General features: G+C 62.2%; 19 protein-coding genes. 9 read left to right on the top strand and 10 right to left on the bottom strand.

The window, feature by feature from the left end:
* Nucleotides 1-3 precede the first annotated feature (3 nt).
* Complete coding sequence (gene gspG, locus ACQY47_RS27505; RefSeq protein ID WP_017139656.1) at nucleotides 4-453, bottom strand: type II secretion system major pseudopilin GspG; 450 nt, start codon at nucleotides 451-453, stop codon at nucleotides 4-6.
* A 148-nt stretch (nucleotides 454-601) separates the two neighbouring features.
* Between gspG and gspI the strand changes: the two genes are divergently transcribed.
* Nucleotides 602-967: a type II secretion system minor pseudopilin GspI gene (gene gspI / locus ACQY47_RS27500; protein WP_017139657.1), complete on the top strand. Its 366-nt coding sequence runs from the start codon at nucleotides 602-604 to the stop codon at nucleotides 965-967.
* Here the strand turns inward: gspI and ACQY47_RS27495 are convergent.
* Nucleotides 954-1,385, bottom strand: a complete 432-nt coding sequence (locus ACQY47_RS27495; RefSeq protein ID WP_017139658.1) for a type II secretion system protein N — start codon at nucleotides 1,383-1,385, stop codon at nucleotides 954-956. The two genes, gspI and ACQY47_RS27495, sit on opposite strands and share 14 nt — an antisense overlap.
* 93 nt (nucleotides 1,386-1,478) lie before the next feature.
* Here ACQY47_RS27495 and gspH point away from each other — a divergent pair, with 93 nt between their 5' ends.
* Entirely contained in the window at nucleotides 1,479-1,931 is a 453-nt protein-coding gene (gene gspH, locus ACQY47_RS27490; protein WP_026013888.1) for a type II secretion system minor pseudopilin GspH, read from the top strand.
* Nucleotides 1,928-2,539, top strand: a complete 612-nt coding sequence (locus ACQY47_RS27485) for a prepilin-type N-terminal cleavage/methylation domain-containing protein (protein ID WP_017139660.1) — start codon at nucleotides 1,928-1,930, stop codon at nucleotides 2,537-2,539. The genes gspH and ACQY47_RS27485 overlap by 4 nt, the downstream gene beginning before the upstream one ends.
* Before the next feature lie 904 nt (nucleotides 2,540-3,443).
* Here ACQY47_RS27485 and ACQY47_RS27480 read toward each other — a convergent pair.
* The 4 genes from ACQY47_RS27480 to ACQY47_RS27465 form a co-directional block, all read right to left on the bottom strand.
* Complete coding sequence (locus ACQY47_RS27480) at nucleotides 3,444-3,701, bottom strand: hypothetical protein (protein ID WP_428553600.1); 258 nt, start codon at nucleotides 3,699-3,701, stop codon at nucleotides 3,444-3,446.
* Nucleotides 3,702-3,818: 117 nt separating this feature from the next.
* Nucleotides 3,819-4,745 carry a FecR family protein gene (locus ACQY47_RS27475; RefSeq protein WP_428553597.1) on the bottom strand — a complete coding sequence of 309 codons (927 nt, stop codon included), beginning with the start codon at nucleotides 4,743-4,745 and terminating at the stop codon, nucleotides 3,819-3,821.
* 37 nt (nucleotides 4,746-4,782) lie between these two features.
* A complete protein-coding gene (locus ACQY47_RS27470; protein WP_428553594.1) occupies nucleotides 4,783-5,328 on the bottom strand; it encodes an RNA polymerase sigma factor in 546 nt (181 codons plus the stop codon).
* On the bottom strand, nucleotides 5,325-5,981 hold the full coding sequence (locus ACQY47_RS27465) for a secretin and TonB N-terminal domain-containing protein (protein ID WP_428553592.1): 657 nt from the start codon (nucleotides 5,979-5,981) through the stop codon (nucleotides 5,325-5,327). Before ACQY47_RS27465 ends, ACQY47_RS27470 begins: the two co-directional genes overlap by 4 nt.
* A 202-nt stretch (nucleotides 5,982-6,183) precedes the next feature.
* Here ACQY47_RS27465 and ACQY47_RS27460 point away from each other — a divergent pair, with 202 nt between their 5' ends.
* Nucleotides 6,184-6,495 carry a hypothetical protein gene (locus tag ACQY47_RS27460; protein WP_428553589.1) on the top strand — a complete coding sequence of 104 codons (312 nt, stop codon included), beginning with the start codon at nucleotides 6,184-6,186 and terminating at the stop codon, nucleotides 6,493-6,495.
* A 4-nt stretch (nucleotides 6,496-6,499) separates the two neighbouring features.
* Here the strand turns inward: ACQY47_RS27460 and ACQY47_RS27455 are convergent, their stop codons facing one another.
* The 3 genes from ACQY47_RS27455 to ACQY47_RS27445 are packed head-to-tail and all read right to left on the bottom strand — an operon-like array spanning nucleotide 6,500 to nucleotide 10,578.
* Nucleotides 6,500-7,822, bottom strand: a complete 1,323-nt coding sequence (locus ACQY47_RS27455; protein ID WP_099549187.1) for an MFS transporter — start codon at nucleotides 7,820-7,822, stop codon at nucleotides 6,500-6,502.
* Nucleotides 7,823-7,860: 38 nt separating this feature from the next.
* Nucleotides 7,861-9,396: a class I adenylate-forming enzyme family protein gene (locus ACQY47_RS27450; protein ID WP_428553586.1), complete on the bottom strand. Its 1,536-nt coding sequence runs from the start codon at nucleotides 9,394-9,396 to the stop codon at nucleotides 7,861-7,863.
* A gap of 3 nt (nucleotides 9,397-9,399) precedes the next feature.
* Complete coding sequence (locus ACQY47_RS27445; RefSeq protein ID WP_428553583.1) at nucleotides 9,400-10,578, bottom strand: acetyl-CoA acetyltransferase; 1,179 nt, start codon at nucleotides 10,576-10,578, stop codon at nucleotides 9,400-9,402.
* Nucleotides 10,579-10,708: 130 nt separating this feature from the next.
* On the opposite strand from ACQY47_RS27445, the gene ACQY47_RS27440 reads away from it, so the two are divergent.
* The 4 genes from ACQY47_RS27440 (at nucleotide 10,709) to ACQY47_RS27425 (ending at nucleotide 14,655) form a co-directional block, all read left to right on the top strand.
* The gene (locus ACQY47_RS27440) at nucleotides 10,709-11,281 is read left to right on the top strand and encodes a LuxR C-terminal-related transcriptional regulator (protein WP_138453870.1); all 573 of its coding nucleotides are present in this window, start codon (nucleotides 10,709-10,711) and stop codon (nucleotides 11,279-11,281) included.
* A gap of 185 nt (nucleotides 11,282-11,466) precedes the next feature.
* Nucleotides 11,467-12,360, top strand: a complete 894-nt coding sequence (locus tag ACQY47_RS27435; RefSeq protein ID WP_169988373.1) for a VOC family protein — start codon at nucleotides 11,467-11,469, stop codon at nucleotides 12,358-12,360.
* Nucleotides 12,357-13,748 (top strand): alginate export family protein, encoded by a 1,392-nt coding sequence (locus tag ACQY47_RS27430; protein WP_428553579.1) that lies wholly within the window; start codon nucleotides 12,357-12,359, stop codon nucleotides 13,746-13,748. Before ACQY47_RS27435 ends, ACQY47_RS27430 begins: the two co-directional genes overlap by 4 nt.
* 88 nt (nucleotides 13,749-13,836) lie before the next feature.
* The gene (locus ACQY47_RS27425) at nucleotides 13,837-14,655 is read left to right on the top strand and encodes an alpha/beta fold hydrolase (RefSeq protein ID WP_170040793.1); all 819 of its coding nucleotides are present in this window, start codon (nucleotides 13,837-13,839) and stop codon (nucleotides 14,653-14,655) included.
* Nucleotides 14,656-14,716: 61 nt separating this feature from the next.
* Here the strand turns inward: ACQY47_RS27425 and ACQY47_RS27420 are convergent, their stop codons facing one another.
* A complete protein-coding gene (locus ACQY47_RS27420; RefSeq protein ID WP_170040794.1) occupies nucleotides 14,717-15,097 on the bottom strand; it encodes a DoxX family protein in 381 nt (126 codons plus the stop codon).
* 186 nt (nucleotides 15,098-15,283) lie between these two features.
* Between ACQY47_RS27420 and ACQY47_RS27415 the strand changes: the two genes are divergently transcribed.
* Nucleotides 15,284-16,282 (top strand): NAD(P)H-quinone oxidoreductase, encoded by a 999-nt coding sequence (locus ACQY47_RS27415; RefSeq protein ID WP_169988369.1) that lies wholly within the window; start codon nucleotides 15,284-15,286, stop codon nucleotides 16,280-16,282.
* Nucleotides 16,283-16,587: the final 305 nt, after the last annotated feature.

The raw sequence follows: 16,587 nt of genomic DNA, 5'->3' as shown, positions 1-16,587 counted from the left end.
GCCTTACAACTGCCAGGAGCCGATATCGGCATTCACGCCGTCGCCATCCGGTTTGCCGTCGGCACCCAGGGAGAACACATCGACCTCACCATTGGCGCCGGGGTTGAGGTAGTGATAAGGGTTGCCCCACGGGTCGTTGGGCAGGCGCTCCAGGTAGGCGCGCCAATTACTGTTCTTGGCGTCGGCCGGGCGTTCTACCAGCACTTTCAAGCCCTGGTTCATGCTTGGGTAGCTGCCGTGGTCGAGGCGATAGAGTTTCAGCGCCTGCATCAACCCACCGATATCCTGCTTGGCCGCCGTGGCCCGTGCCTGGTCGGGCCGATCGAGCACTTTGGGCACCACCATCGCCGCCAGAATCCCGAGGATGACCACCACCACCATGATCTCGATCAAGGTGAAGCCACGTTGGCCGCGCGGGCCTGGCAATGGGGACGTTAGGGGCGCGATTTCCATCTCGACATTCCTTGGCTTGGGTGCATTTCGTGGCGCAGTGTTGCAAGAACACATGTCAGTCGTATTGAAAATCCTCGGGAGGTTTGGTCGCTAATCGGTCAACTGCCGGCGCTAGTCTGCGGGCCTGTTTCCCGGCTTTGAGAGCGCCATGTACAGCCGCCGCAAGGAGCAAGGCTTTACCCTGATTGAAGTGCTGGTGGCGCTGGCGATCATTGCTGTGGCCATGGCGGCCGCCGTGCGCGTGGCCGGGTTGATGACCCAGAGCAACGGCCTGCTGCGCGACAAATCCATCGCGTTGCTGGCCGGGCAAAGCCGGTTGGCGGAGCTGCGGTTGGGCGGACAGCTACGCAGCGGCAAAAAGACCTTCGACTGCGACCAGGGCCGACTGAAGCTGCGCTGTGAGCAGACCATCAACGCCGAGGGCCGCCTGTTTCAGGTCAGCCTGCTGGTGCTCGATGCCAGCCGCGAAGCGCCGCCGCTGGCGCGTCTGGCGACCCAGGTCATGGCCGAGTGAGTGACGGTAATGCGGGCGCGTCCGGCAACTTGTCGAGGTTGACGCGCAGCTTCTCGCCGCCGCGCTCGATCTCCACGCCATCACCTTCAATGGCCGTCAGCCGCACACCGGGGCTCAAACGCTCGCCGAGCAGGAAGCTGCGCGGCGGCCCATCGTTAAGGCTGAGGATCGCCACCGCGCCACGCGCGCCGGCGAGCACGCCCGAGACTTTGACCTGCAACGCCGAGGGCGCGCTGGCAAACCACTGCAACGCCGGGTTGTCACTGCGCGCCGCCAGCGTCTGGGGCGCGGCCTGGGGCGTGTGGGACTCGGCGGATGTCAGCAGCAACGGCGTCCACACCGCCACCCCGGCCAGGGCCGCCAACAAGGCCAGCGCCTGCACACCGTGGGCGGGCGAAAATCGAAGAGCAAATGCCATGAGCGGGACCTCCTGTCTGTGCGTGCTTTCAGCCTACAGGCCAATTCGCACGTTTTTATTTCACAAGCTCACCAGTTGTTCAGGAGTCGGGCGATGAAACAGCAAGGCTTTACTCTGATCGAGTTGATGGTGGTGCTGGTGATCATCGGCATTGCCAGTGCCGCCATCAGCCTGACCATCAAGCCCGACCCGCTGCACCTGCTGCGCAAGGATGCCGAACGCCTGAGCCAACTGCTGCAAGTGGCCCAGGCTGAAGCCCGTGCGGACGGGCGCCCCATCACCTGGCGCGCCGACGCCAAGGGCTTTGGCTTCAACCGCCGCAGTGATGACGGTTCAGGTATCGAGACCTTCAAGGGCGACAGCCAACTGCGCCCGCGCCCGTGGGAACACACGCCGATGCAGGTCTCAATCGAACCCGGGCGGGTGCTGGTACTCGACGCCGAATGGATCAGCCCGCCGGTGCGCGTGGTGCTGTCCGATGGCCAATACAGCCTCAGCCTGCAGCGCGATGCGGCCGGGCTGATGCGTGTGGTGACTCAACCATGAACCCATCCCAGCAAGGCTTCACCCTGATCGAAGTAATGGTGGCGATCATGCTGATGGCGGTGGTCAGCCTGATCGCCTGGCGTGGGCTCGACAGCGTGACCCGCGCCGACCAGCACCTGCAGGCCAGCACGGAACAGACTGAAGCGCTGTTGCGGGCGTTGAACCAGCTGCAACGCGATGTCAGCCTGCGCGCCAGCGTGGAACTGAGCGCGCCTGGCCCAACCGAAGACGACACCGCCAAACCTGCCGGGTTGGCCGCCGTGACGGTGCGCAGCTCCGACAGCAAGGGTTTTACGCTGGAGGTGATTCGCAGTGCACCGGTGGCCGGAGATGGATTGCAACGCGTGCGCTGGTGGCTCAAGGGCGACAGCCTGTACCGTGCGGCGGCGCCTGCGCGGGAGCGCTTTCCGTTGCCGGCGGCCAAAGGCGGGGTTGTGGTGTTGAGCGGGGTCAGTGATGTGCAGGTGCGGGTGTGGGAGGCGGACAAGGGTTGGCGGCAGTTGAGTGGCAATCGGCGGGAGGATCCGTTGGGCATGGAGATCAGCCTGGTCAGGCAGACGCCCCAGGGGGTGGAGCGGTATCGGCAGGTGTTGGGGCCGTTGCGTTAGCTTTACTGCCTTGGCGCGGTGGGCGGTGGGCGGTGTACATATCCGTTGCTGCGGTAACGGCGGCCTATGGTTCCGCTCTTACAGCGGGTCACTTTTGCAAGGACGCAAAAGTAACCAAAAGGTCCTCGCCCCAACACTCGGTGCCTCGCTGTGGCTCGGCATGCCCGCAATCCGACAGTGATTTGGGGGGCCGCCGCCACGCGCCATCCATGGCGCGGGGCGGCTAAACCGGCATCCCTGCCGGTTTACCCCCCAAATCACTGTCAGATTCCGGCCATCGTGTTTGACGGGGCGATTTCAGATCAAGATCAAAAGCGCAGATCAAAAGACCGCTGACTTCGTCATCGAAAAGGATGTAAGGGCCGGAGCAACAGCAACAGCAACAGCAACAGCAACAGCAACAGCAACAGCAGAGCAATACTCGGTCAACTGTGGGAGCTGGCTTGCCTGCGATGGCATCAACCGGTTGTACCTGATGTACCGAGGTGTCTGCATCGCAGGCAAGCCAGCTCCCACAGAAAAGCAGCTCTTCAGTGTATGCAAATCCGCTTTTCGCTTTTCGCTTTTGATCCAACCACTCAGGTCGGCTTTCAGGCCGCCGTGCTGTAGATCTTGATCTTGATCTGCTTTTGATCTCAGGCGCCCCGTTAACCACGATGGCCGAACGCAGGCTTGAATCCGTGGGTAACCCGGCAGGACGCCGGGTTAGCCGCGCTGGGCCAAGGATGGCCCATCGCGGCGGCCCACGGATTCAAGCCGGAGTGAGGGCATGCCGAGCCTAAGCGAGGCACCGAGTGGTGGGGCGAAGACCTTTTGGTTACTTTTGGGGCGTTTGCCAAAAGTGACCCGCTGTAAGAGCGGAACCAATAGCCGCCGTTACCCAAATAACGGATATACCCCCAACCTACGGCTCCCCCTCCCCAGTCTCAAGCCAGAACCTGCTCAAACTCAACGCGCGCGCCAGCCCCTCCAGATGCACATCCGGCAAACCCCGCAAAAACCAATTATTCAAACGTTGCGGACTAGTAGTACGCAACCACTCGGCAAACGCCGTCGGAGGAATTTCGCACGTTTTGAGCGCCACCCGCAGGCCGTGCCCCGAATGTGAAAGACAAGCTGGCTGTACTGCCTGCCCCTGAAGATGCTTTTTGCGGATATTCATGAATGATCGGCTCCCTGCCGTGTTTTTTCCCAGCAGTCCATAGAGGCTGAAAAAACACAACGAGAAGACACCTACAAACACCGAGGAAAAAATCCTACGCAGAACGCGGGAACGATCTCAGCTGAGCAACACCACCCCACCCGGCAGCTCAGTACACTTGGCCCCATACGCATCCCGAATCAACAGCGCCACGCCTGCCAATTGCTGCAAACTGAACCGCGCCTGCACCCGCCGCTGCCCCAGTTCCTTGTTAAGCAACACCAACATCCCCGGCCGATAACGATTGATCTCATCCACCACCGTCGCCAATGTCGCGTTGTTAAATACCAGCACCTGTTCACGCCAAGCGACGACCGCCTGCGCATCCACCCCAATCGGCTCGCCTACACCACCCGCGCCATAAGTCAGTTGCCGGCCGCTGTCCAAGCGCACGCTGCGCCCGGAAACATCCACCGTCAGCGAACCCTCGATACAGGTCACGCACACATTGCGGTCGGTGTTGCGCACATTGAACCGCGCCTGCGCCGCAGTCACCCAGCCCTCGCCGGCCTGCACCTTGAGCGGTTGCGCCAGCTGTGCAAGCACTTCGACTTCGCCTTCAAGCAACTCAATCCCCTGCCCGACCCGGCTGATACGCGTCTGTGTGTTGAGCTCCAGGCTGACGCCTTGGCTCAACAGCACCTGGCGCTGCTCACCCACCTCGGTGCGATAGTCGGCCCTCAATCCGGCAAACCCGCCCGGCACGCCCACACGCACCATCACCACTGCCGCCGTGGCCGCAATCGCTCCACCCAGGAACGCACGACGCCCAAACTGACGGTGCGGCGCCGACTGTTCGGTGGCCGCGCCCAATTGCCGCCACAACAGCTTGGCCTGCTCGAACGCCTGGGCATGCGCCGGGCTTTGCGCGACCCAGGCCTGCAGCACCTTGGCATCAGCCACGGTGGCCCGGCCCGAGGTCAGCAACAGCAACCAATCACGGGCTTGTTCGTGCACAGGGTCAGCGGGCGATTGCCGGGTGGAAGGGAAACTGAAAATGTTCAAGCGCGCACATACTCACGGTTTTATCAGGGACTCGACACTAAGACGGTTTTCCGGCCCCGGGACCGAACCGCTGAATCACTTTTCTTTCCAGGCGCTTGGCACAATGGCCCAACGCAGCCTTGATTTCCTTCTCTACCATGCGCGTGGAAATACCGAAGCGCTGGGAGATTTCCAGGTGCGGCGCTTCTTCCAGGCGCGCAGCGATCAGGATCTTGCGTCGGCGCGCCGGCAGTTCGTACAGGGCTTTGACCAACGACTGGATCTCTTGCTGGCCACCCACCACCCGCGAAGGGTCCTGGGCCTCATCGGCGCTTAGCAGCAACGCCTCGACTTCACTGCCGGTGAGCAAGCGCGCATCCGCCTGGCGGCGGTCGGCGGCGATGTTCAGGGCCATGCGGTACAGGTAGGCGTTGGGTTGTTGCAGGTTCGACGGCACGTCCATGCGGTCGACCCGCAGGTAGGTTTCGTGCAGCACATCATTGGCCAGGTCCTCCGAGCCCAAGCGTTTGCGCAGGCGCACCTTGAAGTCTTCATAGGAGGCCAGAAACAGACTGACCATCGCACTGTGCCCGGTGTTCTTCATGCGCCCGCGGCTCCCGTCCCTGCTGTGCATTCCATGCGTATTCCTGTTGTGTCGGGCATCAAAAGTAACGTCACCGGCTGGCGCACCGCGCTGGGTGCCGGGCGTTCGACCCGGGTTGTCCCAAGGCTGCGCACCAGTGCTTCATCGCGTTGTTCATCGCCGGTGGAGCTGACCAGCCGGCTGTGTTCAATCACGCCATCAGCGTTGACCCACACCTGCACCAACGCCCGAAAGCTGCCGGGCCGGGTCAGTGGTGAGCGGCACAGGCTGGCTTCGATCGCCTGTTGCAGTGCGGCGGCGTAACTGGTGTTGATGCGTGCCGTATTGCGCGCTGACGCTCCCCGCAGCAAAGGCGCCGGGGTCGGCGGGACTTGCAGGGTGACCGCATCATCACGTGCATAACGCGCCATCAGCCCACTCCCCGTCAGCAGCACCGCCAGCGCCTCCTGCGCAGTGAACCGCCCGCGCACACCGATGGAGCGCCGGCCCCGCGTCAACTCACGGTCGACCAGCACCGCCATCCCGGTGGCGCGGCTGTAGGCATGCAGTGCGTGTTCCAGGTCCTGCGCGGGCAGGTCCAATGTCAGCAGCGATGGCGCGGCGCTGGCGGGCGTTATGCCAACCAACAGCAACAGCAAGGCCAGGGCACCCATGGCGCGCTTCCAGCCTCCCTGTTCACCCCCCACGCGGCATCGCTGCACGGCTGACGTGTCCTTGAAAACCGTCATCCTGAGGCCCGTTTATGAACCTGATGTTACGGTGATAGCAAAAAAAACATCACGGTGACGGCAAGCCCGCTGAACTACACTTCGCAGCACTAACGGCCCCTCTGTGCGGGCCTGCCAGGAGGCTCCGATGAAGCGTTTCACCCCATTCGCCGGCCTGTTGCTGTGCGTCGCATTGCCATTGGCCGCCCACGCCGAAACCGCTGCCAAAGGCTGCACGGAAGTCACGGTAGATGGGTACAAGGCGCCCGACTATGGCTGCCTGAGCCAGCAAATGGGCAATGACCCGGACGCGGCCAAGGCCACGCAAAAGAACCGCGAGGCGCAGAACCTCCCGGTACACAAGCGGCCGCCGAACCAGGTGGGGTTGGCCACGCCGGCGGCGACCAGTAACCGCATGGGCAATACGTTCGGGACGTCGGTAAAACCCCAACGCCCCTGAGCAATCAGGCCAACGCCGCAGCCGCAGGCGGCACAACCACCGGGCTACCGCTGGCAACAAAATCTTCTTTGCGCAACACCACCAGGGCAATCAGCGATACCACACCGGTGGCCACGTAGAAGTACCACGGTGAAGTAATGTCGCCCGTCACTTTGATCAGCCAGGTGGAGATCAGCGGCGCGCTGCCACCAAACACCGCGACCGGCACGTTATAGGCCACGGCAATCCCGGTGGAGCGGATGCGCGTGGGCAGCAACTCACTCATCAGCGCGTAGGTGGATGAGGCGTACAGCCCGAACAGGATCGCCACGGCCATCAACGGCGCGAAGAACGACGCGGGCGTTGCGGTGGGTGCCGACTTGAACAGCCAGAACATCGCCAGCGTGGCCAGGGTGCCGATCACCATCAGAAACGGCTTGCGCCCGTATTTGTCAGTGAAGGCGCCACCAAACGGCATCACGAATGCCGCCGAGAAGCTGGCGACAAACACATAGAGCAAGGTGGTGCCGCTGTCGAACTTGAGGATCTTGGCCATGTAGGTCGAGGCGAAGGTCAGCACCAGGTAAAAGATCGAGCTGTGCAAGGTGATGATGAAGAACACCAGGGCGATGGCGCGTTTCCACTGCCAGACCTCGCGCAGCGGCGCGCGGGAGGTTTGCCCGGCGCGTTGCAGGGCCAGAAACTCCGGGCTGTCTTCGAGCTTGAGGCGGATATACATGGAGATAAACCCCAGCGGCGCCGCGATCAGGAACGGCACGCGCCAGGCCCATTCCTGCATCGTGTCGGCGCCCAGGATCCAGGTCATGCCGTTCGCCACGGCGCCACCCAGCAGCAGGCCGAGCACGGCGGTGACCATCAACCAGCACGTGGCAAAACCGCGGCGGCCGGGGCCGGCGTATTCGGAGATAAAGCTGGTGACCGTGCCGATCTCGCCGCCCGCCGAAAAGCCCTGCACGCAGCGCACCAGAATCAGCAGGATCGGCGCGGCGATGCCCAGGGTCGCATAAGTGGGCAACAGGCCCAGCATTACAGTGGAGCCGGTCATCATCACCAGCGCCATGATCAGGGTTTTGCGCCGGCCGATCTTGTCCGCCAGCGGGCCGAAGAACAGCCCGCCCAACGGCCGGATAAAGAAGCTCAGGGCGAACGCCGCGAAACTGGCAAGCAGGCTGGTGGTGGGGTCGTCGGAGACGAAAAACGCCTGGCCGATGTACACGGCGAGAAAGCCGTAGACGCCATAGTCGTACCACTCGATCAAGTGGCCGGAGGTGGCACCGAGAAATGCACGGCGGCGCTTGCGCTGCGTGTCTTGCGCTGTATTGCCCATCGAAGGGACTCCTTGTCGGTTGTTCTGTCCATGAAAAGCTAGGAAAGCGCGGCGATACTCGCTGCTTTCAACCACTGCCGCAAGTCGGTCTTGAGGGTTTTGCCGTAGCTGTTCTTCGGCAAATCGGCCCTGAACACATACTTTTTGGGTTTCTTGAATGACGCCATGCGCTGCAGAAACCACGCGGTGAGTTCGGCCTCATCCAACGCCTGCCCGCTGCGCGTGACCACAAAGGCCACCACTGACTCGCCCCATTGCGCGTCCGGCTCGCCCACCACACACACCTCGGACACGTCGGGATGCTGCACCAGCACTTCCTCGACTTCACGCGGGTACACATTGCTGCCGCCGCTGATGATCACGTCTTTGGAGCGGTCGGTGAGGGTCAGGTAGCCGGCCGGGTCGAGAAAGCCGATGTCGCCGGTGAGCAACCAGCCATCCACCAGGGTTTGCGCGGTGGCCTGCGGGTTGCGCCAATAACCTTGCATCACCGTGGCGCCGCGCACGGCAATCTCACCGCGCTCGCCGGTCGACAACGGCTGATGCCGGGCATCCAGAATACGGATTTCGACACAGGCTTGCGCATGGCCAACGGAGGCCGCCAGGGTTGACCAGCCTGGGCGCTGGCGGTCCGCGATCAGAGCGCGTGGCAATACGCTGATGGTCATTGGGCTTTCACCCTGGCCGTAGATCTGCACCAAGCGCGCGCCGAAGGTGTCGAGCGCCTCGCACAGGTCGGCCAGGTACATCGGCCCGCCTCCGTAGACGATGGTCTTGATGCCGTCGCCGCCATAACCCTGGCGCCGCGCCTGTTCGACCATGCGCTTGACCATGGTCGGCGCGGCGAACAGCGATACATTGCCCAGCTCCGTAGCCAGACCAAATAACTCGCCGGCATCAAAACCACCGGAAGCCGGCACCACATGCCGGGCGCCGCAGCGCACATGGATGAAGTTGTACAGCCCCGCACCGTGGGACATCGGCGCGGCATACACGGCTGCATCGTCGGCACTCACCGGGTCGACATCCGTGGGGTAACACAGCGACATGGCGACCAGGTTGCCGTGGGACAACATCACGCCCTTGGAGCGCCCGGTGGTGCCGGAGGTGTAGAACAACCAGGCCAGGTCCTCGTCCAGGCGCGGCACCGGCTGCTCCAGCGTCGGCCAGCCACGGGTCGGCGGCAGCGTGTGAGCGTCCAGCTCCTTGCAGCGCGCAGGCAAGTCCCGGGATGACGCGAAGACCCGGCCGCCGTCGGTAAAGATCAAGCGGGCCTCGGCATGGGTGGCAATCCACGCAGCCTCTGCCGGGTGCAGTTTGGCGTTGATCGGCACCACCACGCCACCCAGCCACCAGACGGCGTAGAGCACTTCCAGGTAGTCGCAGCTGTTCTTCATCAGCAGCGCTACCGCATCGCCCGGCACCAGGCCATATTGATCGACCAGTTGCGCAGCGCGTTGACGGACATGGGCGGTGAAGGTCGCGTAGTCGGCGACTTGCCGCGTGCCCTCAAACAACGCCGGGCGTAGCGGATCGCGGCGCTGGGTGTCGTGCAGCCAGTTGGCAATGTTCATGGTTCAGCTCCGACGCGCGTGCAGCACCGAGGCATAGTTGGCCACGGCCATCCCGCCCATATTGAACACCAGGCCGAATTCGGGGTTGGGTACCGCCAGGCCGATCGGCTCGCCGGTCAACTGGCGAAACGCCAGGGCATGCATCGACACACCGGTGGCGCCCACCGGATGCCCCTTGGCCTTGAGCCCGCCGGACAGGTTCACCGGCAACCGCCCGCCCGCGCGCACCACACCGCTGTCGAGCACACGGTGCCCCTCACCTTTGGGCGCCAGGCCCATGGCCTCGTAGATCAGCAGCTCAGCGATGGTGAAGCAGTCATGCACCTCGGCGAAGCTCAGGTCGGCCAGGGTGATATTCGCCCCGCGCAACGCCGCATGAATCGCGCGTTGCGGGCCTTCAAAGGCGAGGATGTCGCGCTGGGCAATCGGCAGGCAATCGTTGACCTGAGTCAGTGTACGAATCTGCACATCACGGCGGAACGCTCGCGCGCGCTTGGGCGAGGCCAGGATGATCGCGGCGGCGCCGTCGCTGATCAGCGAGCAGTCGGTAAGGCGCAGCGAATCGGCCACAAACGGGTTGCTCTTGGACACGTTGTTGCAGTGCTCGAAATCCATCACCCGGTGCATCTGTGCCAGCGGGTTGGCCATGGCGTTGGAGTGGTTCTTGGTGGCGATGGCCGCCATCGAGCCCAACGGGCAGTGGTAGCGCTCGGCATACTGGCGCGCCGCACGGCCGAACAGCTGCGGGAAACTCAAGCCCGCTTCGGCCGGGTCGTTCTGATAGCCGGCGCCGGCCAAGGCCTGGGTCACCTCGGCGGTGGTGGTGTGGGTCATCTTTTCCGCGCCCACCACCAATACCAGCTCGGCGCTGCCGGACAGGATCGCCTGGACTCCGGCCAGGATTGCCGCCGAGCCGGACGCGCAGGCGTTTTCACAGCGGGTCGCCGGTTTGAAGCGCAGCCCAGGGTCGGCCTGCAACAGCAGCGAGGCCGGGAACCCGTCGGGCACCAACCCGGAGTTGAAGTGGCCAAGGAACAACGCGTCGATCTCGCTCGCGTCAATCGCCGCGTCCTTCAGGGCTTCGCGGGTGACCTGTACGATCAGATCCTCCAGGCTGGTGCCTTCAAGGCGACCAAAACGTGAATGACCGGCAGCAACAATGGAGACGCAATCAGCTGGCATAATCAATTTCTTCTATTTTTGGTGCGGACATTTACCTACAATGACCCACCGTTGGGCGCGCGCCAATTCGTGCAACTACTTACATGGCTAAGTAGCCCCAGTTGAGAAAAGCGAAGAGGCAGGATGCCCAATGAACGCGTTTGCACAGCAGTTCCACGACATAGAACGCCTGGCGTTCCAGCTCTCCCCCGCGCCGCAACTGGTCACCCGCAACCGCGTAATGGTCGACTGTAATGAGGCTTTCCTGCAGTTGTTCGGCTATTCGCGCGACGCATTGGTCAACCAGCTGACGCTGCTGATCTACCCTTCCCAGGCTGACTACCACGCCATTGGCAAGCGCAGCCATGAATGGCTGCTGGAAAGCGAAAACGGCTTTTACTCCGACGAGCGTTTCATGCAGCACCACAACGGCGAAGTGTTCTGGGCCAGGTCCCACGGCTACACCCTCACGCCCAAAGACCCGTTCAAGCTGATGATCTGGCACTTCGAACGCCTGGACCGCACCCACCAGGGCACCGGCGACCTCACGCCACGGGAGCGGGAAATCGCCATGCACATCGTCAATGGCCTCAAGTCCAAGGAAATCGCCTTGCGCCTGGCGATCTCACATCGCACGGTAGAGGTGCACCGCGCGCGCTTGATGAGAAAGTTGCAGGCCAAGACGGTGGTGGAGTTGGTGTCGAAAATTATTATGGTGGCGTGACGGAGGTGGATTTTTGTCGGGTTGCGATATCACTCGAAGCTACAGCAGTGTCCCGCGCTGAAAAACGCACCTGTCATGCCCTGTGACTTTCCTGCCTCAAGTGTTCCATCAAGCACGCCCGTACAATTCGCATCCGTGCCGGCCCCCTAAGCTCCTGACTTTCCAAAAACGACTGGAGAGCAGGCATGGGTAGAAACGCGAATACGGTAAGCCTGGCATTGACGCTGTTGGTCGGGGCCATGATGAACAGCGCTTTTGCGGCAACGCCGAGCGTGGCAGTGGCACCGCAATACGACACCAGCCACGTCTACGTGGCACCCGCTGATGTGGACCGCTTTGCCACGAGCTTCCTCGCGACTTTCGGTGGCAAAAGTACCCCACAAGTGGTGGTGAACGTACTGCCAGTGCCAAGCAGCACTACCTCGCAATTGCTGCAGACGCCAGTCGGTACGGTGTCACTGTTCGGCTTCAGCACACCTATCCCGCATCCGTTTGGCCAAGAGCGCAACGGTTATCTGGTCAAAGACATGGACGTGGCACTCAAGGCCGCACGGGAAAATGGTGCAGCCGTAATTGTCAGTGACTTTCCCGACCCCATCGGCCGCGATGCCGTGGTGCAGTGGCCAGGCGGTGTGAACATGCAGCTCTACTGGCACACCCAGGCGCCGAACTACGCAGGGTTCCAGACGGTGCCGGAAAACCGCGTATACCTGCCAGCCGAGCGGGCCGAGGCGTTTATCAACGCTTTCCTCGGTTTTTCCCATGGCAAGGTCCTGGCTGACGACAAACACGCGCCGGGTATCGATATCGGCCAGGGCGGCCTCTACCGGCGTGTCGACCTGCAATCGCCGTTCGGACGCATGGCCGTACTGGTGACCAATGGCCAACTGCCCTACCCGTTCGGCCATGAGACCACCGGTTACCAAGTCGACGACCTGACGGCTACCCTGGCCAAAGCCACAGGCTCTGGCGCCACTGTGCTGGTACCGGCGTTCGCGAGCAAAGGGCGGCGCAGCGCAATGGTCGAATTTCCCGGTGGATACGTCGCGGAAATTCACCAGCTCAGCGCGACAAAATGAATCGTCATACCCCCTGGGGCTTGGCCGTGCTGTGGCCGCTGCTCACCGCCAGCGCCCACGCCGAGGAGCAAGCCACCCGTCCGGTGCTCAAAACCAACCGCTGGCAGGAAAACTGGTCGGTACTGCAAGACCCGGTGCTGCGCACGCAACCGCTGGACAACTTGAAGTACATCCCGCTGTCAAGCACCAACCCGTTGACGTACCTGTCGTTGGGCGCGAGCTTGCGCGAACGTTTCGAGATGAACGATGCCAGTGGCTTCGGCGTGCGCGATGTGAAGCGTGATCGCTACCTGATCCAGCGCTTTGAGATCCACGCGGACCTGCACCTGGACGAAAACTGGCGGGTGTTCACCCAACTCGAAGATGCTCGGGCGTACGACAAAACCACAGTGGGTGGTGCCGATCAAAACCGTGTCGACTTGCGGCTGGCATTTGCCGAGTACGTGAACACCTTCAGCAGCGGGACGTTCAAGGGCCGTATCGGCCGCCAGGACTTCGCCTTCGACTTGCAGCGTTTTATCTCGTCGCGGGATGGGCCGAATGTGCGCCAGTCGTTCGACGCGCTCTGGGCCGACTGGGAAACCACCCATTGGCGTTTTATCGCGATCGCCAGCCAGCCGGTGCAGTATCAGGACGAGAGACACTTCGACGACCGCTCCAACAGCGACGCTCGCTTTCACCTGCTGCGGGTCGAGCGACTGGTAGGCGGCAGCAATGAGTTGTCGGCCTACTACGGCGTGTATGAACGCAGCGCTGCGCATTACCTGGACGCCGACGGCGAGGAAACCCGCCAGCTGTTCGACGCCCGCCTGGGCGGTGTGGCCCAGGGCTTCGATTGGGACCTCGAGGCGATGCTGCAAAGGGGGTCGGTTGGGAGCAAGTCGATTCGGGCGTGGGCCGCTGGCAGCCGTACGGGCTACACGCTTGACGGCCTGGCATGGAAACCACGGCTCGGCGTGCAACTGGATATCGCCTCCGGCGACCGCAAAGCGGGTGACGCTATCGTCGGCACGTTCAACCCGCTGTTTCCCAACGGCTACTATTTTTCACTGGCCGGCTATACGGGCTACAGCAACCTGATCCACGTAAAACCGTCGATCACCGTCAAGCCCATTGCCAAACTGAGCGTACAGACTGCCATTGGTCTGCTCTGGCGACAGACCACCGACGATGCGGTCTATACCCAACCGAACTTGCCCGTGGCCGGCACTGCAGGCCAAGGCGAACGCTGGACTGGCGCCTACGCTCAGTTGCGCACCGACTATGCCTTCACAGCGAACCTTGCCGGCGCGGTCGAAGCCGTGCACTACGCGGTGGGCCGCACCCTGCGCGAGGCCGGTGGTGACGACAGCAATTACCTGGGAGTCGAGCTCAAATTCAGTTGGTAAACCCAAGCAAGCACACGTGTACAAGCCCTTCGACACGTGCAGGGCAATAGTAACTCGCAGTCATCCCCCCTCAATCAAGGAGTTATGCATGAGCACATTCGTTGCCAAAGATGGTACCCAGATCTACTTCAAGGACTGGGGCAGCGGTAAACCTGTATTGTTCAGCCACGGCTGGCCGCTGGATGCGGATATGTGGGAATACCAGATGGAATACCTGAGCAGCCGCGGCTTTCGCACCATCGCTTTCGACCGCCGTGGTTTTGGCCGGTCCGACCAACCATGGACCGGCAATGACTACGACACCTTCGCCGACGATATTGCCCAGTTGATTGAACACCTGGACCTCACCGACGTGACCCTGGTGGGCTTCTCCATGGGCGGCGGCGACGTCGCTCGCTACATCGCCCGCCATGGCAACGCACGCGTAGCCGGCCTGGTATTGCTGGGTGCCGTGACGCCGATCTTTGGTCAGAAAGCGGACTACCCGCAAGGTGTGCCCGCCGATGTATTTGACGGTATCAAGGCCGGGCTACTCAAGGACCGCGCGCAATTTATCAGCGATTTCAATACCCCGTTCTTTGGCATCAACCAGGGGCAGAAGGTCTCGCCGGGCGTGCTTACCCAGACCTTGCAGATCGCCTTGCTGGCATCGCTAAAATCGACGGTTGATTGCGTCACGGCATTCTCCGAAACCGACTTCCGCCCGGACATGGCCAAGGTCGATGTGCCGACCCTGGTGATCCACGGTGATGGCGACCAGATCGTGCCGTTCGAGACCACCGGCAAAGTGGCGGCGCAGATGATAAAAGGCGCGCAATTGAAGGTGTACAAGGATGCGCCGCATGGTTTTGCCGCCACTCACACCCAGCAGTTGAACGAAGACCTGCTGGCCTTCCTCAACCGCTGAAACAACGGCGTCACCCTCTCCTTTCTTTGGCCGGGCTTGCCCGGCCTTTTTTCATTCAGGCTCAACCGTGATCAAGTGCCAGGCGACCCGGCCCTGCGATCAGAATGCTGGAAAACAGGATCAACAGCAGCCATCCAAACTGCCCTTCAAACAGCGACCACTGCGGGTGCACTACCAGCAAAGCCACCAGCAGCACTGCAAGGATCGGCAAACAGGCCAGGCGCACCCAGACCCCGGCGATAATCAACAACGGGCAGACGACCTCAGCGCCAATCGCCAGGCATAACGTGACATTGGCACCCAGGTGGAACGGATCTTCGATCAGCGTCAATTGTTGGCTGTAGTGGAGCAGTTTGGGCAGCCCATGTACCCACAGCAAGAACAGCGATGCACTCACTCGCAGAAACAGCAGCCCAAGCGCCTGACTTTTTGATTCATTCATCTGCAACGTCCATAAAAGAAACCGACGTCGATTGTGTCCGCAGAGCCGCGCCCGAGCTTGCAAGCCTGTGCTGACCTTATGGCAAAGAGCCGGCTATGCTGGGCGCCACACAAACTACCCCGGTTGAATCAACCACCCCAGGCTGCGGTCCCACTTCATACGCTCATCGCTACAGGAATCGTAAACATGACTCTGCCCCACGACATGACCCAGATTGAAATCACCACCTTCGGCGGCCCTGAGGTGCTTCAGCCCCGTCAGGTTGCAGTGCCCTCACCCGGCCCCGGCGAAATTCTGATCCGCGTGCATGCCGCCGGGGTCAACCGTCCTGATGCCCTGCAACGCGCCGGCAAGTACCCGATGAAGCCCGGCATGAGCCCGATACCGGGCCTGGAAGTGGCCGGCGAAGTGGTTGCGCTGGGCGACGGCGTCAGTGAATACAGCCTGGGCGACAAGGTCTGTGCCCTGACCAATGGCGGCGGCTATGCACAGTTCTGCGCCGTACCCGCCAGCCAGGCCCTGCCGATTCCTGAAGGCATGGATTGGATTCAAGCCGCTGCCGTGCCAGAAACCTTTTTCACTGTCTGGGCCAACCTGTTCGGCCTGGGTGGCGCGCACACAGGCCAACGCGCGTTGATCCACGGCGGCACCAGCGGCATCGGCACCACCGCGCTGATGCTCTGCCAGGAGTTCGGCATCCAGGCGTTCGCCACCGCCGGCAGCGCCGACAAATGCGCGGCGATTGCCAAACTGGGCGCCGAGCCGATCAATTACCGCGAGCAGGACTTTGCCGAGGTCATCGCCAAGAAGACCGGCGACCAGGGCGTCGACGTGATCCTCGACATCATGGGGGCCTCCTACCTGAACAACAACCTCAAGGCCCTGGGCATGGACGGGCACTTGGTGATGCTGGGCTTCCTCGGCGGCGGCAAAGCCAATGACGTCGACCTGCTGACGATCCTCGGCAAACGCGCAGTCATCACCGGGTCCTTGTTGCGCGCTCGCACCAAGGACGAGAAAGCCGCAATCGCTGAGCAACTGCGCGAATACATATGGCCGGTGCTGTCCGCCGGGCGCTGCCTGCCGATCATCGACAAGGTGTACGCATACACCGACGCCGCCCAGGCCCATGCGCGCATGGAAGGCGGGGATCATATTGGCAAGATCGTGTTGCAAGTGAAGTAATCGAGCCCCGGCGAGGCGGCGGCACAGGCGACATACAAGTTGCCTGACCCACCGCTTTCGCAGCCTCGCTAAAGCTCGACAGCTCCCACAGTAGATCGGCTTTGTTGCTTAGCTCTCTATCAGCAGGGCCATCGCGTCGAACGCAGATTTTGCCAGCGACAAAGCTTAAATGTGGGAGCTGTCGAGCCCCGGCGAGGCTGCGAAGGCGGCGCCACAGGCGACCTATTAGTTGCCTGACCCACCGCTTTCGCAGCCTCGCTGAAGCTCGACAGCTCCCACAGTAGATCGGCTTTGTTGCTTAGCTC

It is taken from the genome of Pseudomonas edaphica (genome assembly GCF_965277385.1).
GTDB classification, from domain to species: Bacteria; Pseudomonadota; Gammaproteobacteria; order Pseudomonadales; family Pseudomonadaceae; genus Aquipseudomonas; species Aquipseudomonas edaphica.
Note: the sequence above shows the minus strand (reverse complement) of the source record. Positions and strands in the feature narration are given on the sequence as shown.

Bases quoted from the DNA above. Each gene is read 5' to 3' on its own strand.
- gspG (WP_017139656.1), bottom strand. From the start codon at position 453: ATGGAAATCGCGCCCCTAACGTCCCCATTGCCAGGCCCGCGCGGCCAA.
- gspI (WP_017139657.1), top strand. From the start codon at position 602: ATGTACAGCCGCCGCAAGGAGCAAGGCTTTACCCTGATTGAAGTGCTG.
- ACQY47_RS27495 (WP_017139658.1), bottom strand. From the start codon at position 1,385: ATGGCATTTGCTCTTCGATTTTCGCCCGCCCACGGTGTGCAGGCGCTG.
- gspH (WP_026013888.1), top strand. From the start codon at position 1,479: ATGAAACAGCAAGGCTTTACTCTGATCGAGTTGATGGTGGTGCTGGTG.
- ACQY47_RS27485 (WP_017139660.1), top strand. From the start codon at position 1,928: ATGAACCCATCCCAGCAAGGCTTCACCCTGATCGAAGTAATGGTGGCG.
- ACQY47_RS27480 (WP_428553600.1), bottom strand. From the start codon at position 3,701: ATGAATATCCGCAAAAAGCATCTTCAGGGGCAGGCAGTACAGCCAGCT.
- ACQY47_RS27470 (WP_428553594.1), bottom strand. From the start codon at position 5,328: ATGAAGAACACCGGGCACAGTGCGATGGTCAGTCTGTTTCTGGCCTCC.
- ACQY47_RS27465 (WP_428553592.1), bottom strand. From the start codon at position 5,981: ATGGGTGCCCTGGCCTTGCTGTTGCTGTTGGTTGGCATAACGCCCGCC.
- ACQY47_RS27460 (WP_428553589.1), top strand. From the start codon at position 6,184: ATGAAGCGTTTCACCCCATTCGCCGGCCTGTTGCTGTGCGTCGCATTG.
- ACQY47_RS27455 (WP_099549187.1), bottom strand. From the start codon at position 7,822: ATGGGCAATACAGCGCAAGACACGCAGCGCAAGCGCCGCCGTGCATTT.
- ACQY47_RS27450 (WP_428553586.1), bottom strand. From the start codon at position 9,396: ATGAACATTGCCAACTGGCTGCACGACACCCAGCGCCGCGATCCGCTA.
- ACQY47_RS27445 (WP_428553583.1), bottom strand. From the start codon at position 10,578: ATGCCAGCTGATTGCGTCTCCATTGTTGCTGCCGGTCATTCACGTTTT.
- ACQY47_RS27440 (WP_138453870.1), top strand. From the start codon at position 10,709: ATGAACGCGTTTGCACAGCAGTTCCACGACATAGAACGCCTGGCGTTC.
- ACQY47_RS27435 (WP_169988373.1), top strand. From the start codon at position 11,467: ATGGGTAGAAACGCGAATACGGTAAGCCTGGCATTGACGCTGTTGGTC.
- ACQY47_RS27430 (WP_428553579.1), top strand. From the start codon at position 12,357: ATGAATCGTCATACCCCCTGGGGCTTGGCCGTGCTGTGGCCGCTGCTC.
- ACQY47_RS27425 (WP_170040793.1), top strand. From the start codon at position 13,837: ATGAGCACATTCGTTGCCAAAGATGGTACCCAGATCTACTTCAAGGAC.
- ACQY47_RS27420 (WP_170040794.1), bottom strand. From the start codon at position 15,097: ATGAATGAATCAAAAAGTCAGGCGCTTGGGCTGCTGTTTCTGCGAGTG.
- ACQY47_RS27415 (WP_169988369.1), top strand. From the start codon at position 15,284: ATGACTCTGCCCCACGACATGACCCAGATTGAAATCACCACCTTCGGC.